General features: G+C 66.8%; 22 protein-coding genes. 12 read left to right on the top strand and 10 right to left on the bottom strand.

Annotated features, from left to right (window positions below; genetic code table 11):
- Positions 1–105: 105 nt before the first annotated feature.
- Entirely contained in the window at positions 106–2,502 is a 2,397-nt protein-coding gene (locus tag ACFVWG_RS12820; protein ID WP_391543391.1) for a phosphoketolase, read from the bottom strand.
- Between the two features lie 195 nt (positions 2,503–2,697).
- On the opposite strand from ACFVWG_RS12820, the gene ACFVWG_RS12815 reads away from it, so the two are divergent.
- From ACFVWG_RS12815 to ACFVWG_RS12800, 4 genes are all read left to right on the top strand, one after another.
- A complete protein-coding gene (locus ACFVWG_RS12815) occupies positions 2,698–3,045 on the top strand; it encodes a hypothetical protein (RefSeq protein WP_391543390.1) in 348 nt (115 codons plus the stop codon).
- Positions 3,035–3,724 (top strand): GAF and ANTAR domain-containing protein, encoded by a 690-nt coding sequence (locus ACFVWG_RS12810; protein WP_391543389.1) that lies wholly within the window; start codon positions 3,035–3,037, stop codon positions 3,722–3,724. The genes ACFVWG_RS12815 and ACFVWG_RS12810 overlap by 11 nt, the downstream gene beginning before the upstream one ends.
- Before the next feature lie 72 nt (positions 3,725–3,796).
- Positions 3,797–4,132, top strand: coding sequence for a hypothetical protein (locus ACFVWG_RS12805; protein WP_391543388.1), 336 nt, complete (start codon positions 3,797–3,799; stop codon positions 4,130–4,132).
- On the top strand, positions 4,116–6,224 hold the full coding sequence (locus tag ACFVWG_RS12800; RefSeq protein ID WP_391543387.1) for a catalase: 2,109 nt from the start codon (positions 4,116–4,118) through the stop codon (positions 6,222–6,224). Before ACFVWG_RS12805 ends, ACFVWG_RS12800 begins: the two co-directional genes overlap by 17 nt.
- Before the next feature lie 117 nt (positions 6,225–6,341).
- On the opposite strand, the gene ACFVWG_RS12795 is transcribed toward ACFVWG_RS12800, so the two are convergent.
- The 5 genes from ACFVWG_RS12795 to nadA all read right to left on the bottom strand — a co-directional run bounded on the left by ACFVWG_RS12795 (position 6,342) and on the right by nadA (position 10,248).
- The gene (locus tag ACFVWG_RS12795; RefSeq protein ID WP_391543386.1) at positions 6,342–6,848 is read right to left on the bottom strand and encodes a hypothetical protein; all 507 of its coding nucleotides are present in this window, start codon (positions 6,846–6,848) and stop codon (positions 6,342–6,344) included.
- Between the two features lie 73 nt (positions 6,849–6,921).
- Entirely contained in the window at positions 6,922–7,947 is a 1,026-nt protein-coding gene (locus ACFVWG_RS12790) for a hypothetical protein (protein ID WP_391543385.1), read from the bottom strand.
- 105 nt (positions 7,948–8,052) lie between these two features.
- Positions 8,053–8,346, bottom strand: coding sequence for a DUF1330 domain-containing protein (locus ACFVWG_RS12785; protein ID WP_391543384.1), 294 nt, complete (start codon positions 8,344–8,346; stop codon positions 8,053–8,055).
- Positions 8,347–8,380: 34 nt separating this feature from the next.
- Entirely contained in the window at positions 8,381–9,265 is an 885-nt protein-coding gene (gene nadC, locus ACFVWG_RS12780; protein WP_391543822.1) for a carboxylating nicotinate-nucleotide diphosphorylase, read from the bottom strand.
- A 5-nt stretch (positions 9,266–9,270) separates the two neighbouring features.
- On the bottom strand, positions 9,271–10,248 hold the full coding sequence (gene nadA, locus ACFVWG_RS12775; RefSeq protein WP_391543383.1) for a quinolinate synthase NadA: 978 nt from the start codon (positions 10,246–10,248) through the stop codon (positions 9,271–9,273).
- Between the two features lie 65 nt (positions 10,249–10,313).
- Between nadA and ACFVWG_RS12770 the strand changes: the two genes are divergently transcribed.
- A complete protein-coding gene (locus ACFVWG_RS12770) occupies positions 10,314–11,018 on the top strand; it encodes an NUDIX domain-containing protein (RefSeq protein WP_391543382.1) in 705 nt (234 codons plus the stop codon).
- A gap of 70 nt (positions 11,019–11,088) precedes the next feature.
- Positions 11,089–11,760: a DUF402 domain-containing protein gene (locus tag ACFVWG_RS12765; protein WP_391543381.1), complete on the top strand. Its 672-nt coding sequence runs from the start codon at positions 11,089–11,091 to the stop codon at positions 11,758–11,760.
- Between the two features lie 292 nt (positions 11,761–12,052).
- On the opposite strand, the gene ACFVWG_RS12760 is transcribed toward ACFVWG_RS12765, so the two are convergent.
- Positions 12,053–12,661, bottom strand: coding sequence for a hypothetical protein (locus tag ACFVWG_RS12760; RefSeq protein WP_391543380.1), 609 nt, complete (start codon positions 12,659–12,661; stop codon positions 12,053–12,055).
- Between the two features lie 137 nt (positions 12,662–12,798).
- On the opposite strand from ACFVWG_RS12760, the gene ACFVWG_RS12755 reads away from it, so the two are divergent.
- From ACFVWG_RS12755 to ACFVWG_RS12735, 5 genes are all read left to right on the top strand, one after another.
- Complete coding sequence (locus ACFVWG_RS12755) at positions 12,799–13,968, top strand: hypothetical protein (RefSeq protein ID WP_391543379.1); 1,170 nt, start codon at positions 12,799–12,801, stop codon at positions 13,966–13,968.
- Between the two features lie 501 nt (positions 13,969–14,469).
- A complete protein-coding gene (locus tag ACFVWG_RS12750; protein WP_391543378.1) occupies positions 14,470–14,601 on the top strand; it encodes a hypothetical protein in 132 nt (43 codons plus the stop codon).
- Between the two features lie 149 nt (positions 14,602–14,750).
- Complete coding sequence (locus tag ACFVWG_RS12745) at positions 14,751–16,259, top strand: hypothetical protein (RefSeq protein WP_391543377.1); 1,509 nt, start codon at positions 14,751–14,753, stop codon at positions 16,257–16,259.
- Positions 16,259–16,600, top strand: a complete 342-nt coding sequence (locus tag ACFVWG_RS12740; RefSeq protein ID WP_391543376.1) for a hypothetical protein — start codon at positions 16,259–16,261, stop codon at positions 16,598–16,600. Before ACFVWG_RS12745 ends, ACFVWG_RS12740 begins: the two co-directional genes overlap by 1 nt.
- A 16-nt stretch (positions 16,601–16,616) precedes the next feature.
- Entirely contained in the window at positions 16,617–17,441 is an 825-nt protein-coding gene (locus tag ACFVWG_RS12735; RefSeq protein WP_391543375.1) for a hypothetical protein, read from the top strand.
- A 102-nt stretch (positions 17,442–17,543) separates the two neighbouring features.
- Here the strand turns inward: ACFVWG_RS12735 and ACFVWG_RS12730 are convergent, their stop codons facing one another.
- The 3 genes from ACFVWG_RS12730 to ACFVWG_RS12720 all read right to left on the bottom strand — a co-directional run bounded on the left by ACFVWG_RS12730 (position 17,544) and on the right by ACFVWG_RS12720 (position 19,979).
- Entirely contained in the window at positions 17,544–18,485 is a 942-nt protein-coding gene (locus ACFVWG_RS12730; protein ID WP_391543374.1) for a hypothetical protein, read from the bottom strand.
- A gap of 254 nt (positions 18,486–18,739) precedes the next feature.
- Positions 18,740–18,985, bottom strand: a complete 246-nt coding sequence (locus tag ACFVWG_RS12725; RefSeq protein WP_391543373.1) for a hypothetical protein — start codon at positions 18,983–18,985, stop codon at positions 18,740–18,742.
- A gap of 484 nt (positions 18,986–19,469) precedes the next feature.
- Positions 19,470–19,979, bottom strand: coding sequence for a hypothetical protein (locus ACFVWG_RS12720; RefSeq protein ID WP_391543372.1), 510 nt, complete (start codon positions 19,977–19,979; stop codon positions 19,470–19,472).
- A gap of 162 nt (positions 19,980–20,141) precedes the next feature.
- On the opposite strand from ACFVWG_RS12720, the gene ACFVWG_RS12715 reads away from it, so the two are divergent.
- The gene (locus tag ACFVWG_RS12715) at positions 20,142–23,045 is read left to right on the top strand and encodes a M36 family metallopeptidase (protein WP_391543371.1); all 2,904 of its coding nucleotides are present in this window, start codon (positions 20,142–20,144) and stop codon (positions 23,043–23,045) included.
- Positions 23,046–23,354 lie beyond the last annotated feature (309 nt).

The following is a 23,354-nucleotide window of genomic DNA, read 5'->3' as shown; positions in this document are numbered from 1 at the left end:
CCTTAAGGGCCCCGGTGCTTCGGCACCGGGGCCCTTCGACGTGGAGCCTCGCCCGAGACCTGGTGCAGGACGGTGAAACCTTCGGTACGTCGTCCTGAGCGGTCATCACGCATCGCGCGACGGGACGACGTACCGGCCCCAGCGCCAGTCGCGGACCTCCGGCAGGTCTTCGCCCGTTGTCGTCACGTGCAGGCGGTGCCGGGTCCGCTGGTCCGCGAAGAACTGCCGTGCCGAGCTCGCCCGGCTCCGCAACGACGGCACCCGATCGATGACGTCCATCGCGAGGTGGTACCGGTCCAGGTTGTTCAGCACGACCATGTCGAACGGCGTCGTCGTGGTGCCTTCCTCGATGTAGCCGCGGACATGCAGGTTCGCGTGGTTGGTGCGCCGGTAGGTCAGCCGGTGAATCAACCAGGGGTATCCGTGATAGGCGAAAATCACCGGCTTGTCCGACGTGAACAACGCGTCGAAGTCCGGATCGGTCAACCCGTGCGGGTGCTCGGTCGCGTCCTGCAGCCGCATCAGATCGACCACGTTCACCACCCGGATCTTCAGCTCCGGCAGGTGTTCGCGCAGCAGATCGACGGCGGCGAGTGTCTCCATCGTCGGCACGTCACCCGCACACGCCATCACCACGTCCGGATCACCATCGTCGTTGCTCGCGAAGTCCCATACCCCGATGCCCCGGGCACAGTGCAGCGCCGCCGAGTCCCAGTCCAGCCAGCTCGGCTGCGGTTGCTTGCCTGCGACAACGACATTGATGTAGTTCCGGGTCCGCAGGCAATGATTCATCGTGGCCAGCAAGGTGTTCGTGTCCGGTGGCAGATAGACGCGGACGACTTCCGCCTTCTTGTTCATCACGTGATCGATGAACCCCGGATCCTGATGCGAGAAGCCGTTGTGGTCCTGCCGCCAGACGTGCGAGGTCAGCAGATAGTTCAACGACGGAATCGGCCGCCGCCAATCCAGCCGGTTCGCTGTCTCCAGCCACTTGGCATGCTGGTTCACCATCGAGTCGACGATGTGGACGAACGCCTCGTACGACGAGAACAACCCGTGCCGCCCGGTCAGCAGATAGCCCTCCAGCCACCCCTGACAGGTGTGCTCACTGAGCATCTCCAGCACCCGGCCGTCCACGGCGAGATGCTCGTCGCTGTCTCGCCGGTCCGCGTTCCACGCCTTGGCGGTCACCTCGTAGACCGAGGACAACCGGTTCGACTCGGTCTCGTCCGGACCGACCATCCGGAAGTTCCGCTGGCCGGCGTTGAGCGTGAAGACCTCCCGCAGGAAGTCCCCGAGCACCTTCGTCGGCTCGCCGTCCTCGGCACCCGGAGACTTCACCGGTACGGCGTACTCCGCGATCGGCGGTAGCTCGAGATCACGCGTGACCAGCCCACCGTTGGCGTGCGGGCTCGACCCCATCCGCCGATCCGGTCCGGGCGCGAGTTCCAGCAAGCCGGCCGTCGGCCTGCCGCCGCTGTCGAACAACTCTTCGGGCCGATAGCTGCGCAGCCAATCCTCCAACTGCCGCAGATGATCCTCGTTCGTCCGTACGCCGGACAGCGGCACCTGATGCGCTCGCCACGTGCCCTCGACCAACTGCCCATCGACCGTGTGCGGACCGGTCCACCCTTTCGGCGTCCGGAGCACGATCATCGGCCACGCCGGGCGCAGTGGCGAAGCATCCGCCGTACGGGCTTCCAGCTGGATGTCGTCGATCCGGTCGAGACAGCGATCCATCGCGGCGGCCAGGGCCTGATGAACCTCCGCGGGCTCGGATCCTTCGACCAGGTACGGCTCGTGGCCGTAGCCCCGCAGCAGGGCTGACAACTCCTCGTCACCGATCCGGGCGAGCACGGCCGGGTTGGCGATCTTGTAGCCGTTCAGATGCAGGATCGGCAGCACCGCGCCGTCGCGCCGCGGATCGAGAAACTTGTTCGAATGCCACGAGGTCGCCAGCGGTCCGGTCTCCGCCTCGCCGTCGCCGACGACACAGGCGACCACCAGCCGCGGATTGTCGAACGCCGCACCGTAGGCGTGACTGAGCGAATATCCCAGCTCCCCGCCCTCGTTGATCGAGCCCGGCACCTCCGGCGCCACGTGACTGGGGATCCCGCCCGGGAAGGAGAACTGCTTGAACAATCTCGCCATCCCCGGCCCGTCCTGCGTCACGCTCGGATACGTCGCCGTCCAACTTCCCTCGAGCCAGCTGTTCGCCACGATCGCGGGACCGCCGTGGCCGGGGCCGATCACATACATCAGCTCGCGGTTTCGCTCGCGGATCACCCGGTTCAGGTGCGCATAGATGAGATTCAGCCCAGGCGTCGTACCCCAATGCCCGAGCAGCCGGGGCTTGAGATGCTCCGGCCGCAGCGGCTCCGCCAGCAACGGATTCGCCAGCAGATAGATCTGCCCCACGGACAGATAGTTCGCGGCCCGCCAGTACGCATCCAGACCCTGCAGTTCGACCTCACTCAACGGACGACCCTCAGCGCGCTCCACAGCTCTCCCATCGACGATCGCTCGCCGGTACCCACGAGCGACCGGCCGAACCTGACAGCGGCGGAACGACTGCAGATGAATCCCCGCCCTCAGGCGACTGCGGGTTCTCGCGACTTCTCACCCGGGCCGTCGTACTATGGCTGCGGTTGCTCCAGAAGGTGGGTTGCCGGGAGAACGGAGCCATAGGAGTTCGGCATGCCCCAGAACCACCCGTCTGCCGAGGCGTTCGGGAAGCTGGCTACCGAGATGCAGAACGCCGATGGCGTCGAACTGACGGTCGAGGCCGTCGTCGACTACGCACTACAGGCGGTCTGGTGCACGTATGCGTCGGTCGTCCTGATCGGGCCCAACCGGCGGCCGAAGACGATGGCCATGACCGACCCGCGGCTGATCAAGCTCGACGAGGCCCAGATCCTGGCCGGTGACGCGCCACTGCTGACCGTCATCCGCGACCAGGAGACCCTGCTCGTCGCCGACATCGCAACCGACCGCCGCTGGTCAGGCGCACCTCGAACGAGGTCAGGAGCGACCTGTGCCCGATAATCTCTCGTCGGCGGAGCAGTTCGGCCGGTTGGCCGTGGAGCTGCATGATGTCGGCGGCGTTCTGGAGACGGTCGACGCCGTCATCCAGTTCACCTTGCAGGCCATCCGTTGTGACTACGCGTCGGTCGTGGTGATCGACATGGGCCGACGCCCCGAGATCATGGCCAGCACCCACCCCGGACTCGAGAAGATGTACCGCGAGCAGCTCGACGCCGGTACAGGCCCGCTGATCACGGCGACCCAGGAGCATCAGGTCGTCATGATCCCCGATGTGCTCGCCGAGCTCCGCTGGCCCCAGGAATGGGTCGACCAAGCGGTCAGGGCCGGGATCCGGAGTTCGTTGCATGTGCCGCTGAGCAAGACCATGCAGCGCCGGTCGGCCGTTCTCAGCCTCTACCGCGTCGATCCGGACCCGTTCACGGACGACGACATCGCGGTCACCCACATTCTGGCCCGGCACGCCGCCGTCGCCATCTCGGCCGCCCGCCGGTACCAGCACCTGGCCACCGCGGTCGACGCCCGCAAGCTGGTCGGTCAAGCGATGGGGATCCTGATGGAGCGCTACAACTTCGACAGCGATCGCGCGTTCGAAGTGCTGCGGCGATACTCCCAGGACACCAACACCAAACTGCGTGACGTCGCCCAGGAGCTGATCGAAACCCGGAGGCTGCCGCGCTGACGCACACTGCCCGACGCGGTCGTCCTGCACAACGTCGTCCGGCGGCCGCTCGGCCACGTCCGGAGCCTCGGCATGCGGTACCTACTGCGGGCCTTTGGCAACTATCCGCGCGACCAGGTCTGGCTGCTCGGGACGGACGCGGACACTCGGGTACGTCCCGACTGGATCGAGCGGCAACTGGACCATGCCCAGCGCGTCGACACCGGTGAGGACCGCGACCTGTGGTTCCGGCTGGAGGCCGCCGGCTACGCCATGCTCCAGCCCCGCGACCTGGACGTTCTCACCAGCTCCCGGCTCCGCGGGCGGGCGCACGGCGGGCTGGCCGATCTCCTGACCGCGATGTGTACGCCGGGGGTACCGGTTGCGGTCGGCATCGATCAGGAGGAACCCCATGCCCCCGAAACGTAAGGCTTCCAGCGCTCCTCGCCGCGCGAGTGCGGCGCCCGAAGCACCTGCACGCCCCCCGGAGGATCGCCCGGTCGGCGCCGCCGAGGGCAGGCTTCAGACCAGTCCGCTGCTCACCACCGCACAGGGCGTCCGGCTGCCCGATACCGACCACTCGCTGAAGGCCGGATCGCGCGGCCCGACGCTGATGGACGACTTCCATCTGCGCGAAAAGATCACGCACTTCGACCACGAACGGATCCCGGAGCGCGTGGTGCACGCCCGCGGAGCAGCCGCGCACGGAACCTTCACCGCGTACGGGAACGCCGCCGCCGCGACCAAGGCCGGCTTCCTGCAGCGCGGCCGGGAGACTCCGGTCTTCGTCCGGTTCTCGACCGTGCTCGGCTCGCGCGGGTCCGCCGACACGGTCCGGGACGTCCGCGGCTTCGCGGTGAAGTTCTACACCGCCGAGGGCAACTTCGATCTGGTCGGCAACAACATGCCGGTGTTCTTCATCCAGGACGGCATCAAGTTCCCGGACATCATCCACGCCGGCAAGCCGCATCCCGATCGGGAGATCCCGCAGGCGCAGACGGCCCATGACACGTTCTGGGACTTCGTCTCGCTGCACACCGAGGCGACCCACCACGTGATGTGGGCGATGTCGGATCGTGGCATCCCGCGGTCGTACCGGACGATGGAGGGCTTCGGCGTCCACACGTTCCGGCTGGTGAACGCCAAGGACGAGACCTGCCTGGTGAAGTTCCACTGGAAGCCGGTCGCGGGCGTCCACTCGCTGGTGTGGGAGGAGGCGCAGATCGCGGCCGGGGCCGATCCGGACTTCCACCGCCGGGACATGGCCGACGCCATCGATGCCGGTACGCCGTTGGAGTTCGAACTCGGGATCCAGGTCATGCCCGACTCCGTGGACCAGACCTTCGAGGGCATCGACCTGCTCGATCCCACCAAGATCGTTCCGGAAGAGCTCTGCCCGGTGCAGCTGATCGGCAAGCTCAGCCTGGATCGCAACCCGACCAACTACTTCGCCGAGACCGAGCAGGTCGCCTTCCACACCGGCAACCTGGTCCCGGGGATCGAGGTGACCGACGACCCGCTGATGCAGGCCCGGCTGTTCTCCTACCTGGACACCCAGTTGACGCGGCTCGGCGGGCCGAACTTCACCCAGCTGCCGATCAACTGCCCGCACGCGGCGGTCAACGACAACCTGCGTGACGGAATGCACCAGACCGCAGTCCATCGCGGCATCGCGCCGTACCTGCCGAACAGTCTCGGAGCTGAGGGCGAACCCGTTCCCGCCGAGGTGGACGAGGGCGCCTTCGTCCAGGTACCGCGCGAGGTCAGCGGGGCCAAGGTGCGCGAGAACCCGGCGTCGTTCGCCGATCACTTCTCGCAGGCTTCGTTGTTCTGGGCCAGCATGACCGAGGTCGAGCGGGTCCACATCATCGAGGCGTTCACGTTCGAGCTCGGCAAGTGCTACGAGCAGCCGATCCGCGAACGCATGCTCGGAGTCCTCGCCAACGTCGACGCCGACCTGTGCGCGGCGGTAGCAGCCGGCCTGGGTCTGCCGGCACCGAAGGGCACCCCGGTCGCCGACGCTGTGCCCTCGCCCGCGCTCTCGCAGATCATCGTGGAGCCCGGACCGATCGCCGGACGCGTGATCGGCGTGGTCGCAGCCGACGGCGCCGACCTGCCCGGGATCACCAAACTGCGGCGCGCAGTCGAGGCTCAAGGCGCCGTACTGCGGCTGCTCGCGCCCGCCGGCGGCACGATCAAACGCGCTCGGTCCACCCAGACCGTCGAGCGAACGTTCCTGACCACGCGCTCGATCGAGTACGACGCCCTGATCGTTGCTGACGGCAACGCAGACCTGAAGGACATCAAACTGACCGTCCTGCTCAGTGAGCTCTTCCGGCACTGCAAGACGATCGGCGCCTGGGGCAACGGAGTGGACGTGCTGACCGCGGCCGGCGTCGACACGACCGCGCCTGGGATCATCCTCGGCGACACGATCGCCAAGCCCTTCACCACCGAGCTCTTCGCCGCCGTCGGCCTGCACCGCGCCTGGGACCGCGCGCAGCAGGTCATGGCCGGGTAGAAAGACCGCGCACCGGCCGATCACTGATCGGCCGGTGCGTTCTGTTACGGTGCGAGGCGATCCGCCCCGGCCTTCTGCATGAACGCTCCTTGGACCGCGTCGGGGTCGCTGTCTTCGTTATGAGGTGCAGGACCAGGTCACGGGACGGGTACGGCCCTGTGCGTCTGCGCTGACACCTGCCGCGGTGTTGTTGTTGGTGGCCACCGTGGCGGATGTGGAGAAGGAGTCGCCGCCGGCGGTGAGCGCCGGGAGCGGCTGCTCGTCGCCATCGATCCAGATCACTGCACCGAGGTTGGCATCGGACCCCACGACAGTTCCGAGGTCGTTCACCGCCCGCGCGTCGGGCTGCGTGCCGGGCAGGGCTTGGGGGCCGGTCGGCTCCCATCTGACCGCGCTTGCCAGGTCCTCGGATCCGCCTGTCAGCACAGCAGACCCGACGATGTAGCGGCCTGCCGCGGCGCGTGCGACCGAGTTGGTGCCAGCGACGGGGCCGGGCAGCGTCGTCAGTCCGTTGCGGACCGTACCCGCGATCGCCTGCTGCCTGAACTCGTCACCGACCGTCTCGGTCCACCCCACGACGGTGCCCTGCTGCGTGACGTCGGTGAGGTAGGCCGAGCCTGCCACTGGAACTAATCACCAGAACACGGGCGTGCCCGCGGAGAAGCCCGGCCCACCGGCCGGGCTTCCTCCGTTGGTCCTAGTAGTGGATGCGGGCCCGTACGGCGCGGTGGTCGGAGTAGTTGGCGGGGTTGTCGGAGCCGGTGTAGTGGGCGTCGGCCTGACCGGCTTCTTCGAAGGTGACGGTGTGAACGGCGGTGACGGCGGGCATGCCGCCCGGCTTCTTGGCCCAGACGTAGTCGATGCGGTTGCTGCCGCCGATCGTCCAGTTGTTGCCGAGGCACTCCCCGCGCGGAACCGTCCCGTCGCCGCAGTGGTCGTACATCACGTCGCGGAACCCGGCGTTGCCGCCGAGGTCGCCGTTCGTCTCCCGGTACCAGGCCTTCCAGTCACCCGGGTTGCCGGCGGTGGTGTTCGCGTCCCCACCCCAGATCATCAGGTCGCCGCCCCAGCCGGAGACCTTCTCGGACGCCTCGCGGGCGTTCTCCGCGACGCACGGGTGGCCGCCGCTGTTGCTGGTCGGCCAGTGCGTCGACGCGACGGTGAGGTTCTTGTCCGCCAGGGTGTCGTGGAGCTTGAGCCGCAGCGCCTCCGCCCGGCTCTGGCCGGTGTTCTCACAACCGTTGTCGCCGTCTCGGTCGGCTTTCCAGGTATCCGCCTGCAGCACCTGGAACCGGTCGGTGTCGAAGATGATCGCTGTGGTCTGCTGCTTCTTCTCACCCTCGCACCGGGCCGGCTGTTCCGGCGGCTCGGGGTTCGCGATCCGGCCGGTGTACTTGCGATTCAGCTTGGCCTCCATGGTGCTGACCAACTGGGTCAACTCCGCGCGGTTGCTGATCTGCTGCACCAGGAAGATGTCCGGGGCGGGGTCGGTGCTCTTCATCGCGAAGATGAGGTCCTGCCAGTCCCCCGGACAATTGGCGTCGATCGTCTTCAGGTTCTCCACGTTGTTTGTGTAGACGTTGACGTAGTCGCGCCGTGGCGCCTCGGCGGCGGTCGACGCGCCCGCCGCGGAGAGCAGCACACCGACGGACAGTGCGGTGGCGGCCAGCGCGGTGGCGGTCAGCCTCCGACTGGAGCGGGGCAGGCGGAGCGGAACAGGCATGACGTTCTCCTCGGGGCGGTGTCACGGCCCGGTCCGAGCGGACCGAGCCGAGTCTGGCCGTAGGTTAACGCCGACCGGGAGTCAGCAGAAGACACTGGACCTTGGTCAGTCGGCGCCTTCGACGATGCGGAAGTCGCGCTCGACGCCGTCCGACAAGGCGACCAGCGCTTCCTGGTACGCCGTACTCTCCCGCGCCGCGACGGCCTGATCGAAGCTGTCGAACTCGACCAGGATCGTGCGCTCGGCGATTCCGGCGTCATACGCAACGACCCGACCGCCGCGGATGAGGGTCCGGCCGCCCGCAGCCTGGACGGCCAGACGGGCCAACTCGTTGTAAGCAGCCAGCTTCTCAGGGTCTGAAATGGTGCGGTAAACGCTGACCCAGTAGCCCTTAGGCATGGAACCTCCAGTATTGGAATGATGCTCGATCGGGCTAGATCACGAGCAGACTGATGTCGAGTGCGGGGGCGGAGTGCGTGACAGCGCCGACCGAGACGGCGTCGACGCCGGTGGCAGCGATGTCGGCGACCGTGTTGAGGCTGATGGTGCCGGAGGCTTCGAGGCGGCAGGCGGACCCCGAGGCGTCGCGCTCCTTCACGACCAGGGTCATGTCCTCGGTGGACATGTTGTCCAGCAGCATCCACTCGACGTCGCAGTCGAGGGCATCGCGGGCTTCGGCCAGGGTGGTCACCTCGACCTCGATCGCCAACTGCTGGCCTTCCGCGGCCATGCCGTCGCGGACTCGTCGAACCGCCGACCGGACTCCGCCGGCTGCGGCGAGATGGTTCTCCTTGAGGAGAACCATGGCGGCAAGGTCGAGTCGGTGGTTGGTCCCGCCGCCGCAGGTCACGGCGTACTTGTCCAGCGCTCGGAGGCCTGGTGCGGTCTTCCGGGTGTCGAGGAGTCGCACGTCGCGTCCGCCGATCGCGGCCATGAAGGCCGCCGTACAGGTTGCGATTCCCGACATCCGCTGGGCGAAGTTCAGTGCGACCCGCTCGCCGGTGATGATCGAGCGTGCCGGTCCACTGATCGTCGCCAGCAGCTGTCCCGGGACAACCGCATCGCCGTCGGTAACGGCCGGCCGTACAACCACGGCGGCGTCAACCTCGCCGTACACGCTCTGTACGACGGACAGTCCGGCGACGCGTCCCGCCTGTTTGGCGATCATCGTCGCCTCGACGCGCAGTGCCGCCGGGACGCTCCACCGCGTGGACACGTCGTCCGCCGCGTGATCCTCGGCCAGTGCAGCCCGGACCGCGGCCAGGATTGTTGCTGTTGCCGGTTGCATCAGGAGCGTCCTCTCTTCGGTGATGTGCATGTGAGTCACGCGGCCGAAGGTTTGCCGATGGCAACCATCCGCTGGACCGAACGCCTGGCCCGCTCGGCGATCTCGCTCGGCAGCTGGATCTCGTCGCGGCCTTCACGCAGGCATCGGAGCAGCAGTTCCGGGGTAATCATCTTCATGAACCGGCACGACGCCTTCGGGTTCACTGGGACGAAATCCGTGTGCTGATTCACCTTGCGCAGCTGGTGCAGCATGCCGATCTCCGTGGCGACGAGGGCGGTCTTGGCCGTCATACCGCGGGCACTCTCCAGCATCCCAGCCGTGGAGAGGATGTGGGTCCGCTCGGCCGGCAGGTCGCCCCGCCCGGCCAGCCAGATCGTCGACGACGCACAGCCGCATTCGGGGTGGACGAGGACCTCGGCCGTGGGGTTGGCCGCGATCTGGGCGCGCAGGTCGGTCGGGCTGATACCGGCGTGCACATGGCACTCCCCCATCCACACCTCGATGTTGTCCCGGCCCGTCTGCCGCCGGACGTGCTCCCCGAGGAACTGGTCAGGCAGGAACAACACCGTCTGATCGCGTGGGATCGAGTTGACGACCTCCACCGCGTTGGACGATGTGCAGCAGACGTCGGCCTCCGCCTTGACCGCCGCACTGGTGTTGACGTAGGCAACGACCGCGGCACCCGGGTGCTGGGCCTTCCAGGCACGCAACTGATCCGCGTCGATGGTGTCCGCCAGGGAACAGCCTGCCTGGGCGGTCGGGATCAGCACGGTCTTGTCGGGGCTGAGCAGCTTGGCGGTTTCGGCCATGAAATGCACGCCACAGAAGACGATCGTGCCGGCATCGGTCCCGGCCGCGATCCGGGACAGTGCGAGCGAGTCGCCGACATGGTCGGCGACATCCTGGATCGCCGGCTCCTGGTAGTTGTGGGCGAGGATCACTGCGTCTCGCTCCCGGGCAAGGCGGCGTACCTCGTCCTGCCAGTGAGTCGATCGGGTCTCGGTAACAGTCACGTCGGTATCCTTTGGGAGGTTTTCGCTTCAGAGGCGATAACTAGCCTCACGGTACCATGGCCGACGTGCCGGCAATCAAGGAAGGTGATCGGGTTAACTTCCCGAGCTATCCTCACGAAGTACTCGCGGTGGTCCTCTCCGTCCGCGACGGCAGGCTGTGCGTCCTGCTGTGGAAGCGCGCCCGGAGTCCGCACCGGGACCGATGGGCCCTGCCCGGTGGCGGCGTCGAGCCCACCGAGAGGTTCCGGGAGGCCATCACCGGGCACCTCGCCGCGAAGGTCGATGTCCGCGACGTCGCGCATCTGGAGCAGCTGGCCACCCACAGTGCCGTCGACCGTGATCCTCGGGCCCGGGTGCTGGCCACGGGCTATCTCGGCCTGGTTCCGTCCGACGTCCAGCCGGACCTGCCGTCCGACACGGCCTGGCATCCGGTCGAGGACCTGCCGCGGACCGCGTTCGACCACCACCACTTCATCGACGCTGCGACCGGGCGGCTGCGCGCGAAGCTCTCGTACACCAACATCGGGTTCGCCCTGGCTCCGCTCGAGTTCACCATCGCGGAGCTGCGGGATCTCTTCGGTGCCGCCCTGGGCTACCAGCTCGGCGCCACCAATCTCACCCGCGTCCTGACGCGCCGGCACGTGATCGACCCGACCGATCGGCGAGCCAGCTCCGGCCAGTCCGGTGGACGCCCGGCCACTGTCTACAAGTTCGTGACCCGCGAACTCACCGTCACAGACCCCTTCGCGGTCCTCCGCCCGCCCCGATGATCGGCTGAACAGCACGCGGTCCAAGAGCCGCTTCGCACGGGTGTTGCCTCTGAATGGCACGATCGATCGAGTGAGTACTGATGCGTGGGACCGCCAAGACAGTGGATCCGGTCACTACAACCGCGGCGACGTCGTACTGCGGCGGTCGCGCCGAGGCCTCGTTGTGACGTGGGTACAGGCGACACGAGTCGTCCGCGATGACGAGGACGGCCTGCTGCTGTGGCTGCCGGTGGGCTCAGGATTCGGGCACCGCGCTGATCATCAGGGACGGGCGACACGCGAGGAGCCGATCGACGTCGTCGCGACGCGTCCGCTGGTAAAGGGCCAGTGGAAGAACAACAGCGTGCTGATCTGGAACCCGGCCGGTGCCGACCATTCGTTGTGGTGGTTCTTCGATGCGAACGTTTTCACCGGCTGGTACGTCAACCTGGAAATTCGCGGACCGCGTTGGACCGACGGTCAGCGCCGCGGCATAGACGTCGCCGACCTGGGGCTCGACGTCGTCGTTGAACCCGACCGGACCTGGTGCTGGAAGGACGAAGACGACTTCGCGACTTTCACCGACGCCCCGGGATACTGGACCGCCGTACAGGCCGTTGCCGCCCGCGCTGAGGGGCGTCGTGTCATCGCATTGGCCGAGGAAGGCAAGTTCCCCTTCGACGGAACCTACTGCGACTTCGCCCCCGACCCCACCTGGTCGCCGCCGGAGCTACCGACGGACTGGGACAGCCCACCTAGGTAGCCCTCTGCCGGCCGCACGTCATCCCTTGGCTCGGTCGGGCAGCGAGCCGGGGCGGACCGCCACCACTCACCAACTCCGCGCGGCCCGCCTCGTTCACGCTCAGCACGCGCTGCCGAGACAGCTCGAGACCGGGTTGGTCAGTGGCTCAGGTCCGCCTCAGCCAACCTGCGCCCGGTCCGCACGAGTCGCGTTCCGCCAACCCAGATCACAACGTCCGAAAACACGCCGACCACGTACTGCGGGCCTTCGGACGTAACGAGACCCTCGCGCCGGTCGTGGCCGAGCTGGCCGGTCAGTCGGCGATCAGGGCGTAGGCGAACGGCAGCCGACGGTCCAGCCAGTCGGCTTTCACGGTTACGGACTTGCTGCCTTCGGAGAGCATGACGATCTCGTCGCCGGCACGCCATTCCAGGACGCGGTCCTTGGTGGCCTGGTCTCCACCTTCGGCCCCTGCGCTGGAGACCGCGTCCAGTACGCCGATGAGCAACCGCCCAGCCGCCTTGACCGCGAGTTCCTTGGGTCGGCCGCTGAGCCACTCGGTGCGGCCGACGATCTCCGGCCGGCCCGGTTGGTCGATCCGCCAGGTCGGCCGGAGCAGCGGCCTGCCGGACGGGACGCGGGTGATCGTCCCGATCAGTCCAGCCTGCTCGTCGCGCACCTCGAAGCTGTTCTCCGCAGTCTCGGCAACCGAGCAGAGCAGTTGCTTCTCCTCGGAGTCCAGGCTGAGCCGACCGCCGGAAGCGACGTACGCACACGGCGTGAAGACCCGGTCGCTCTTGGGACCCTGAGGCACCCGAATGGCTTTGGGTCCCCACTCGATCCGGTTGCGCTTGCGGGTGTCCGGTCGAGCGACCGTGCCCAGGGTGAACTCGCGGACCTGGTTCCACTCAATCTCAGCCACTGCGCCACCTTAGACGTCGAGGAGTCAGGCGCACCGTCCCACCGCCAACGAGACGAGGGCGTCGTTGACCCTTCCTCGCTCCTATCGTGCGTCCGAGTGCGGCTTCGCAGGGAAGCGCGCACAGCAAAGGGGGCTTCATGCTTACTCGGTACGGAATCGGCCGGCTAACGCGGACAGTGGTTGCGCTCGGCGCCGCCACCGCGCTCACGATCGGCGGCACGGTGACCGCGAGCGCCGCGTTGCCGAAGGTCACTGGCCCGACCCTGGCAGGGACCGCCAAGCCGACCTCCGCCAAGTACACGGCGCTGAACGGTGGCGTCACCGACGGCACCTACTGGTACGCCGTCGTCTCCGAGCACGCCAAGTCCAACGGCAAGCTCTACGACTCGACCCAGCTGATCAAGACCAAGCTGTACGCGAGCAGCCCGACGAAGGTCGCCACCTTCCGGCTCCGCTCCGGTAACCACACGAACCTGCTCGGGCACGGCAATGACATGGCCTACAACGCCGACACCAAGCGGTTGCTGATCCCGGCCTGGACCAACGACGCCTCGGTTCAGGCCTCCACCCAGGGCCGGGCGGTCCGGGTCATCAACCCCAGCACGCTCGCGATCGAGAAGACCGTACTGTTGCCGCACACAACGACCGGGCTGTGCTACGACGCGGTCAAGAACCGGTACGTCGGCGGCACGCTGAACCAGTACTACGCCTACACCAGCGCGTTCAAGCAGACCGCGAAGTCGGCGAAGCTGGCGATGCCCGGCACCGGTCAGGGCATCGACTGCGACCAGAGCTACATCTACGTGATCACCAGCCCCAAGGGCACGCAGAAGACCAACAAGATCTTCGTCTACGACTGGACCTTCAAGCTGGTGCGCACCTACGAGCACGCCTCCGGCTCCGAGAGCGAGCACCTCACGCACCAGAGCGGCACCTACTACCTGGGCTTCAACATCGGCGCCGGCAAGCTCTACCGGCTGGACAACTTCCAGTTCACGGTGACCTACGCCGCCGGGGGTGGCACGGGCTCGATGTCGCCCACTGTGGTCCTTTACGGCAGGACGACGGCCCTGCAGAAGAACACCTTCAAGCGCTCCAGCTACACCTTCACGGGCTGGGCCGCGAAGCGGTCGTACGACAACAAGACGCGCTACCAGAACCCGAAGGACACCAGCAAGACCGGCTGGTACACCAACGGCAAGCAGCCGAGCGGCTGGAAGCCGTACCTCTACAAGAACGGCGCGACCGTGCTGCACACCACCCCGCGCGGAGCCGTCGCGCTCACCGCCGTCTGGCGCAAGGCGTAAACACCACCATGCTTTCCCCGGTCCGTCGGCTCCTGCGCGGTAGCCGACGGACCGGGTTCAGAGCGCCGCGGCCTCGTGGACGCAGCCAGCGAGGATCAAATCTCCGTCGGTTTGCTCCGAGCCCTTGCAACGCCTCCTGCAGCGGGCGTGCGCCACCGTTCGTGGGCAGATTGGCGGCTCATTCCCAGCACGGCGCCCACCTCGTCCCAGGTGACGCCATTGGACTTGGCTACCGCTACACATCGGTCGAGATTCGCCTTCGCCTCCAACAGAACCCGGTGCGCCCGGTGGAGCTGGACTATCGGCAGGGACGCAAGATGATCCCGGAAAGCGCTCCGTGCAGAATCGCGGATCTGTGGCGATGCCTCCCCGTGCCGGGAGTTGCGCTCGGTCCGTTCGTAGAACGGACCGGTCCATTCACAGGCGCACCACAGCATCCAGCCACGCACGTCGTGTGAGCTGTCGAAGATCACCGTCCTGGTCGTTGTCTTCTGCCTCGTGATGCTGGTCTCGCTTGCGCTGCCGGCTGCGCGCCGCAATTACGTGCTGCGACTCGCACCGATCGTCGTACAACTGGTGCGCGAGATCGGAGCCTCGAACCGCACGTCGACCGGCAAGAGCTCGCGGAATTAACTCGGGGTCGTCGATCATTGCCATTGGCATCTATTGGGCCACGGGGCCTGCGCCGTCGAGCGTTTGAGTCAATGTCACGGATTGTGCTCGACCTCTGGACGCCGCCCGAGTGATCGCCGTACCGTCGGTCCGGTTGGGGGGAACCAACCATGAGGAACTGCCATTCCTGTGGCGCGGCCAACCGGGCCAGCGCCACCTACTGCGGCACGTGCGGAGTCACTCTGCCGGCCGCAGAACAAGATCCGGCGACGATGCCGCCGTCGGATGCCACCCGTTACCTGTGTGCTGCTGTGCAGCTGGACAGCAGGCTTGCCAAGCAGGTGGTTCGCGACGTTCTGGAGGAGAGGTTCAAGGCTCCGCCGACGTCGCCGGACGTCGACCTGGTGCCGGTTGTTCTGCATGCCATCGAGGCACAGAAACGGCATGTCGTCCGCGATCTCCTGCTGACGCTACTGTTTTTCGTCGGGGTGTGGAGCGTCTACACCGGGCGGCCACTCATCTTCGTGCTGGCAACCGCGCTCTGCTGGGTAGTCGTCGTCGGCGAGACGCTGGTAGCGACGTACGGCGTGGTAGCACATGAGCTGCACCCGGCGCGATTCAAGCCTGACCAGCTACCGCGACCGTACAACGACGGACAACGCCGGCGGCTCGTCCAGATCGCCGAAGCGCAGCAGGGAAACGTCAACGTCTACAGCGCGTACAAGCCCTTTGCCGGCAGTGGGAGACTCGTCGACGCCTGGTCGATGGTTCTCGACACGCACCGGGCAGCGGAGGGCCGCGAGGTCGAGACCTTCACGGTGCTGGAGGTCCACGACTTCGTCCGGGACCAGTTGCGCGACCTGCGGACCGGCACGGTCACGATGACCGACCGGGTCTTCGTCGACGGTCGCGACCTCCGCGACGACCTCCGGTTCCTGCCTCAGCAGGTCGGGGCCCCGGTGACCTCGGTCGATCCCGCGCTGCTGCGCAGCCTGACGATCGCGTCCGAGGACCGGGCCCGTCCGTACCTGTGCATCCAGGTCAGTGGTTGGCAGGGGCAACTGGTTCATTCGACCTTCCTGCGCTTCGTCCTGACGCCTCACGACCTGTTCATCGAGGCCAGCCACTTCCTGCTCACCCCGGTGCGGGACGAGTTCCAGGAGGTCGACAGGTTGCTGCCCGAACCGACCGCCGGTCAGGCACTGCGGATCGGCGGACGAGCGCTGCGGCGGACGCCGGGTCACTTGTTCCGGGCACCCGTCACGACGATCGCCCATCTGTTCGGCTCGATGACGGAGGAGCAGCAACGGACCAGGCAGAAGAAAGAGATCCTCAACGCGCTCCGGTTCGACCACGGCGCTCCGGTCAGCCCGCGCGAGACAGTCAGCGACGGGTGGTACCAGCGGTACTTCCAGCAGCTCGACGACAACTGGTACACGAAGGTGATCAACAAGCGGCTGCTGCAGTCGTTCAACGAGTTCCTCGACTCCAAGGGGATCCACACCGACGAGCTGGCCCAGGCCGGCACGGTGATCCAGAACTCCGGCGTGATGATCACGGGCGGCTCCGTCACGACGGGCACCATGGCCGCCGGCACCGGGGCCCGAGCGACTTCCATGATCTCCAAGGTCGCCAAGGCGGCAAAGCACAGCGTTGACGAAGTAGCGGGAAGGAACTGATGAAGAACTACGGGATCAGCGTCACCGGCGGGAAGGTCGAGGCCGGTGCGATGGCGGCCGGTGACCACGCGACCGCGACGAACATCTCGGCGGTATCGGACTCACTCACCGACGCTCGTGCCGAGATGACACACCTCCTCGAACTGCTGCGCGCCGTACCGGAACTGCCTGAGCAGACCGTCGCGATGGCCGAGCTGGCTGATCACGAACTGGGGAAGGAAGAACCCGACAAGAGCTCGGTACTAGGTCTGCTGGAACTGATCGCATCCGGAGCCAAGTCGATCGCGTCGATCGGCGGCGCGGTGACCGCGGTCCAGCAAGCGGTCAGCGCGATCCTGTAACTGTCCGGGGGGACTGATGTCTGTGTACTGCACCACCTGCGGCACCCGCCGCGCGGAGCCGGTCAAGTACTGCACTCAGTGCGAAGCCGGTTTCGAAGAATCCCGCCCGACCCGTTCCACCGAAGCCCCGACCAGCTACGGACAGGGCTGGTACGTCGGCGCCACCGTCGTACTCGCTGTCGTCGTAACACTGGCGATCGTCGGACTGAACGCCCTGCTCACCCGCTCCGTGAACGGCCTGATCGAAGACTCCAGCGCCAGCGGGTCTGGAGTGCTCGGCTACAAGATCGACTCCGACGGCTACGTCGTCCCTGCCGAGGGCAACCCCACCTCAGAGGAAGCTCCGACCTTCACACCCTCGCCATCGGAGTACGAGACGACCGAACCGACCGTTGAGCCCACCCCGGAACCCGCTCCGACTCCCGAGCCGACGCTGGGAAACGACCTGGTCTCCATCACTCCCGAAGCCGCACAAGACCCGGCCGCGCCCGCCGTCGTTGAACTGCTCACCACCTACTACAAGGCCATCAACGATCACGACTACCTGACGTACCAGGCCCAGCAAACCCGTGCAGCAAACGCGCTACTGACCCGCACCGACTTCGCTACCGGCTTCCGCTCCACCGTCAACTCCGAAGTCGTCATCCAGGCCCTCAGTCCCACCGATGACGGCCGCCTCCTGGCCAGCATCACCTTCACCAGCGCCCAAGACGCAGCAGACGGACCCAAGCATCAAACCTGCACCCACTGGTCCGTAGGCAAATTCCTGAAGGGCCAATCCTCAACCCTCCTGATCGACAAGGCCCCCAAGTCCTACAAAGCCACATTCGACCCCTGCTGACGAACGACCGGGCCTTCCTCACCTTGACGAAGGTGAGGAAGACCAGGGCTCGGCACCGTCCCTCCGGGCGCCGGCCCTTGCACGACGATCCGCGCAGGCTGGCTACGGGTGACGGCGGTTGCCGGGAGCGCGGTGATCTGCGCGGCCGGGCTGCTCGTCACGGCGTTCGACCGGGTCGGGGTGCTGCGGCACGCCTCGCTTCATCAGGAAGTGGACTTCGTACGTCCCGAGGTTGTCGCCGAACTTGTAATCCCAGGCAGACAAGAACAAATCGCCATCACCGGCCGAGGCATGCGGCTGCTGATCACCCTTGCGAAGGAAGTACGCATCGACGACATGCGCCGGCCGGTTGGCATCGACCCGCTCACCGGTCTCGGCTGTCTGGCCCTCCTTGATCCAGGCGTCTTTGTCGCCGCCACTCGTCCAGATCCCGGTGGCCGCCGGAAAGCAGACCAGAACGCCGCCTTCCTGTCTCGCCAGGTCGCGCGACTTGGGGTCCCGCCCGTAGGCGTCCCGCACCTTCGTCTTGACCTGCTTCTCCTTGAACATCTCCTTGGCGTAGGTCTCCCCGACCTTGATGAACGGAACCGCGACCGCCGCACCGAACGCGGCCGCGGTCAACCCGGCCGCCTCGCCGACGACGGTGATGAGACTCGGAATGCCTGCGTTCTTCGTCTCCTCGTCGAACGACGCGCTGCCGGTCGCGGAGATCATCTGAATGGTGTCCTGATCCCGCACACCCTGGATCGCCACGCCGAGATCGTCGGCCGGGTTGATGAAAGCCACCACTGCCAGGTCGTCCTCGCCGCGCCAGCTGACCGACTTGCCGAAACCCTCCGGCTGAACGCCCACTGTGTTCACCACAGCCGGCTCGTTCATCACCTCCGGCATCACGACCGTATCCTCGATAGGCCGCAGCCGGCTGGCAACGCTCTCCGTGCGGCTCTGTGCCCCGAAGGCCTTCACGTTCTCCGCGAGATACGTCCCCTGCGGGATCGAACGTTTCCGGCCCTGCGGCATTTGATTCTCGATAACCGTGTTCATGCCAAGCTCCCCCGGCACGGACGCGAGACTTGTGGGTGGCCCAGCGGACCGCCTGAAGCGCAAACGCGGGCCCGCACCACCTGGAGCATGTTCCCGAAACCATCGGTTGTCCATGGTCAACAGCCAGTGACCGGCGCCCACTCACAGCGAAGACCCCTACCCGCCGCACGATTCGCCACCACGATCCGTGCGGCAGGCAGAAGCCGTTCCAGCGGGCTCCCCCATTCTCCGGACGTCGAGAGGAGACACGTCCGTCAGCCCAGCACCTGTACTCCGCCAGCGCGGCTTACTACCAGTCGACTCCCGACATGCGCCTCCGCGAGTTCCTCGACCCGCCAGCAGCCGAGCTGCTCCGATTGCGCAAGCCTTTCGAGGTACGGCGGCTCCATCGCGGTGACCTCATCCCGGACGACGAGCAGAGCTGCCGTTTCTCCGGGATCGGCTGCTGGCCGGCGCCCGCGCCGCGCAAAGAACTTCCAACGACCGGACGCCTTGCTCATGATCGGGATGAAAGTGAAGAAGCCCCGGATCACCACGTGTGACTAGCACCATGTCCTCCCCAGACGCAGTACCTTCGGCGCCGGGGTCTGGGGCAAGCCGCGATGAACAACGAACGCTAGCCCCTGGACCACCGGGGGCGCCAGAGCTCGATCCAGAATCGCCCAGGAAGGCCTTTCCGACACCGGCCATTATCATTGCCTCTAGCAACGGTTTCCCGACAGCGTCACTCTGGAAGCGTTCGGCCGCGATATCCCTGAGGCCTGACCGGTCGGGCGCCCGCCCCGTGGTCATTTCAGGGGATATCCCCGCAGTTTCACGGTTCTCCCCTGAAAAATTGAGGGGAGAACCGTCAACTTGAGGGGGTATCCGTTCAAATGCACGCCTGCCGATCACGGCTCCGCGGCCGCAGAGGGACAGCGCCGCGAGCACGCTCGAAAGCGTCTACACCTCACGCCAACCCACCGGCTACTGAGCCGGTAGCTCCTACGTGCGGGGTTTACGGGAACGGAATCTTGAGCGGAACGTGGAGTCGTACTCGAGGTGCACGTAGCCCGACGAGTGCACGCCGACCGCGACGCATCCCATGACCAGGAACACGATCCCCGCGATCAGCGAGATGTGCCAGAACCCGGCCGTGAGCCCGACGAACGCCGCGGCTTGGGCGACTGCCTTGGCCACGGCGACGGCCCGTGAGCCGCTCGCTCGGTGACGGAACTCCTCCTGGAGGTTCAGGACCAGGAGGGCTGCGAGCAGCGGGATGGAGACGGCGAAGGCGACGACGCAGATCGTCGCCGACAGGTCGAGTGAGGTCTCGGACAGGAACGGCTGGATCATGACCAGGCCGGCTGCGGCGAGTCCGCCGTACGAGAGGTTGGACTGCCGGATCCACTCCGCCTGGGCCGCCGGATCCGAGGCCGCCTGCTCGACGTCCTGACGGATAGCCTCCGCCTCGGCCTCCGCAAGACGCTCGGGATCCTTCTCGTCCGCTGTCATCTCTGCACCCTCCTGCCACGTACGATCCGACCCTGAACGATCGCACGTCCCGGCGTCATTCCGGGGATATCTCTTCCCCGGTACCGGATCCGCGTTTAAGGTCGGGCGCGGACCGGGTCGCGGAGGGCGATCCGCGCTGACGACATTTTCTGGAGCGTTTCTGTGACCTATTCACGTAGACGGCGGGGGCTGCTGGCAGTCACCGCGGTCTCGGCCGCCACGGTCCTGGCCGTGACCGCCGCAGGAGGCGCCACCGCCGCGCCGAGCGCCGGTCCCGGTGAAGGCAAGGCGGCCTCGGCCGAGAAGAACCTGAGCAAGGAGCGCAAGGGCAACTACGACGCCCGGACGCCGAACGCGAAGACGACCTACAACCGCGCCGCCAAGGTGGCCGGCAAGGAGTCCGCCGCGTCGCAGAAGTTCCGCAACTCCCTCGGCACCCAGGGAGTCGTCGAGCTGGACCCGAACACCGGGACCCCGGCCCAGGTCACCAAGCTGAACGGTTTCCTGACCGGCCGCAGTGGCAAGAAGGCCGCCGACATCGCACTGTCCTACGTGAAGGCGCACTCGGATGTCTTCAAGCTCAGCACCGCCGACCTGGCCACGCTGAAGCTGCGCAAGGACTATGTCGACGACCTCGGCACGCACCACATCTTCTGGTCCCAGGTCGTCGACGGCACCGAGGTCTTCGGCAACGGTCTGAAGGCCAACGTCACCAAGCACGGTGAGCTGATCTCCATCATGGGCTCGCCCGTGTCCGGTCTGACCAGCCAGGCCGCCGCCCGCTCGGCCGCCCCGGCAGTCTCCGCCGACCAGGCCCGCACAACGGCTGCCAAGGACATCGACGGTACGGCGAAGTCCGCGACCTCGAAGTCGACCGGCAGCACGGTGATCTGGAGCAACGGTGACCAGGCCAAGCCGGTCTGGTTCCACACGGCCGACGGCCTGCGCAAGGGCTGGATGACCTATGTCAACGCAGGCGGCACGAAGGTCTATACGCACGTCATCGACGCGCAGACCGGCGGCCTGCTCTACCGCAAGGACCTGAACAGCGAGGCCGGGGGCGACGCGCTCGTCATCGACAACTACCCGGGCGCACCGAGCGGCGGCAAGCAGCACTTCGAGAATCTGTACTACGAGAAGTGGCTGCCGAAGACCGCCAAGTCCCTGCTCGACGGTACGTCGGTCTCCGCCTTCGCCGATGTGAACGACGACAACCAGCCGAACGCCGGCGAGACCGTCAAGGTCCCGGGCACCAAGACCGGCGCGGAGTACAAGCTCGTTCCGTTCAACAGCAACCCGCTGTGCTCGCCCACGACCGTCTGCACCTGGGACCCGGCCAAGCCGGACTCGTGGAAGACGAACATGAACGAGGACGTCACCAACGGGTTCTACCTGGCCAGCAACTACCACGACTGGCTGGCCAAGGCGCCGATCGGCTTCACCCCGGCAGCGGGTTCCTTCGACGCGGCCGGCGGCGACCCGGTCCTGCTGAACTCGATCGACGGCGCCGCGACCGCCGCGAACGGTGGCCCGAACGCCAACCACATCAACAACGCGAACATGAGTACGCCGCCGGACGGCATCGCGCCGACCATGCAGATGTACCTGTTCGGCAGCCCCGGCGACGACACGACCGTCGCCACCAGTTCGTCGAACTCGGCCGAGATCCTCTACCACGAGTACACCCACGGTCTGTCGAACCGCCTCGTGGTCGACGCCGGCGGCAACTCGACGCTGAACAGCATCCAGGCCGGCTCGATGGGCGAGGCGTGGAGCGACTTCTACGCGCTCGACTACCTGGCCTCGCACAACCTGGAGAAGGACACCGTCGCCAACGGCGAGATGCGGATCGGCCGGTACGACACCGCCGGCGGCACGATCCGGACCATGCCGACCGACTGCCGGGTCAAGGCCAAGGAAGCGGCCTGCGTCGGCATCGACGGTTCGCAGGGCGGCTACACCTACGGCGACTTCCCGACCATCGGCGGCAGTCCCGAGGTGCACTCCTCCGGTGAGGTCTGGGCCCAGGCGCTGTGGGACCTACGGGAGCGTTTTGGTCACACCTACGCGCTGAGCATCATCACCCGGGCGATGGAGCTCTCGCCGGCCGACCCGACCATGCTGGACATGCGCAACGCGATCGTGCAGGCCGACCTGGTCGCCAGCGGCGGCAAGAACGCCGGCATCATCTGGCAGGTCTTCGCCAACCGCGGCATGGGCTGGTACGCGGGCGTCATCGACGGCGGCGATTCCTTCCCGGCCGAGGACTTCCACGTCCCGCCGACCGGCAAGACCACCACGCTGACCGGCACCATCACCGACAAGGACACCGGCAAGCCGATCGCCGGCGCGCTGGTCTACATCGGTGGCCACGCCTCCGGCTTCGCAGGCGGCTACACGTCGACCACCAATGCCGCCGGCAAGTACGCGATCACCAACGTTGCCCCGGGCACCTACCCGAAGTTCGTCGTCGCCTCGCCCGGTTACGAGCTCGCCGTCAACCCGGTGACCGTCAAGGGCGGCGCCACCGCCAGCTACGCCGTACGACGGAACTGGGCCGCCTCCTCAGGTGGCGGCAGTATCGCTGCCTACAACGGACCGGACTACAGCGACAACGCCTGTGGCCCGACCGGCGCCATCGACAACACCCAGGGGCTTGGCTGGGGCAGCACCACCGGCGACGACGAGGGCAACCCGACCAACGTGATGATTCCCAAGCACATCGACATCAAGCTCCCGTCGAAGCTCGCGAGCATCGACTCGTTCAAGGTCGACCCGTCGCCCGTGTGCGGTGACGGCGGCAGCTCGTCGACCGGTCAGTACCGGATCGAGACCTCGGCCGACGGCACCACCTGGGCCACCGCCCAGGCAGGCACCTTCACCACCGCCAACCGGGGTAAGTACAACGTGCTCACCCCGACCGGCAACACCACCAACGTCCAGTACGTGCGGTTCACCATGCTGAGCCCGCAGGTCCCGGACTTCGCCACCAACTGCCCCGCCGGCGCCTACGGCGGTTGCACCTACACCGACATGACCGAGATCCAGGTCTTCGGCAAGAAGTAGTTCACCTCACGAAGGCCGGCCGGGCATCCACCCGGCCGGCCTTTCGCTTGCCGGCAGGGCGGGCTATTGCGAGTAGATCGGTACCGCCCGCGTGCCCAGGTTCCGGACCAAGGTAGTGAGCAGATGGTTGCCTCAGGCATCGATGATGCCGCGGGCCGGGTCCTTGGTTCCGACCGCGACGGCGACCGCGACGGCGACCGGCGACGGCGACGGCGACGGCGACGGCGACGGCGAAGACCGGCTCGACACCCCGCCTAACCCTCCCGCATCTCGTGGGTTGACCCATCCGGTTGTGGGTTCTGGACTCGC

This window comes from Kribbella sp. NPDC058245 (genome assembly GCF_042882005.1).
In the GTDB taxonomy this organism is placed as follows: domain Bacteria; phylum Actinomycetota; class Actinomycetes; order Propionibacteriales; family Kribbellaceae; genus Kribbella.
Note: the sequence above shows the minus strand (reverse complement) of the source record. Positions and strands in the feature narration are given on the sequence as shown.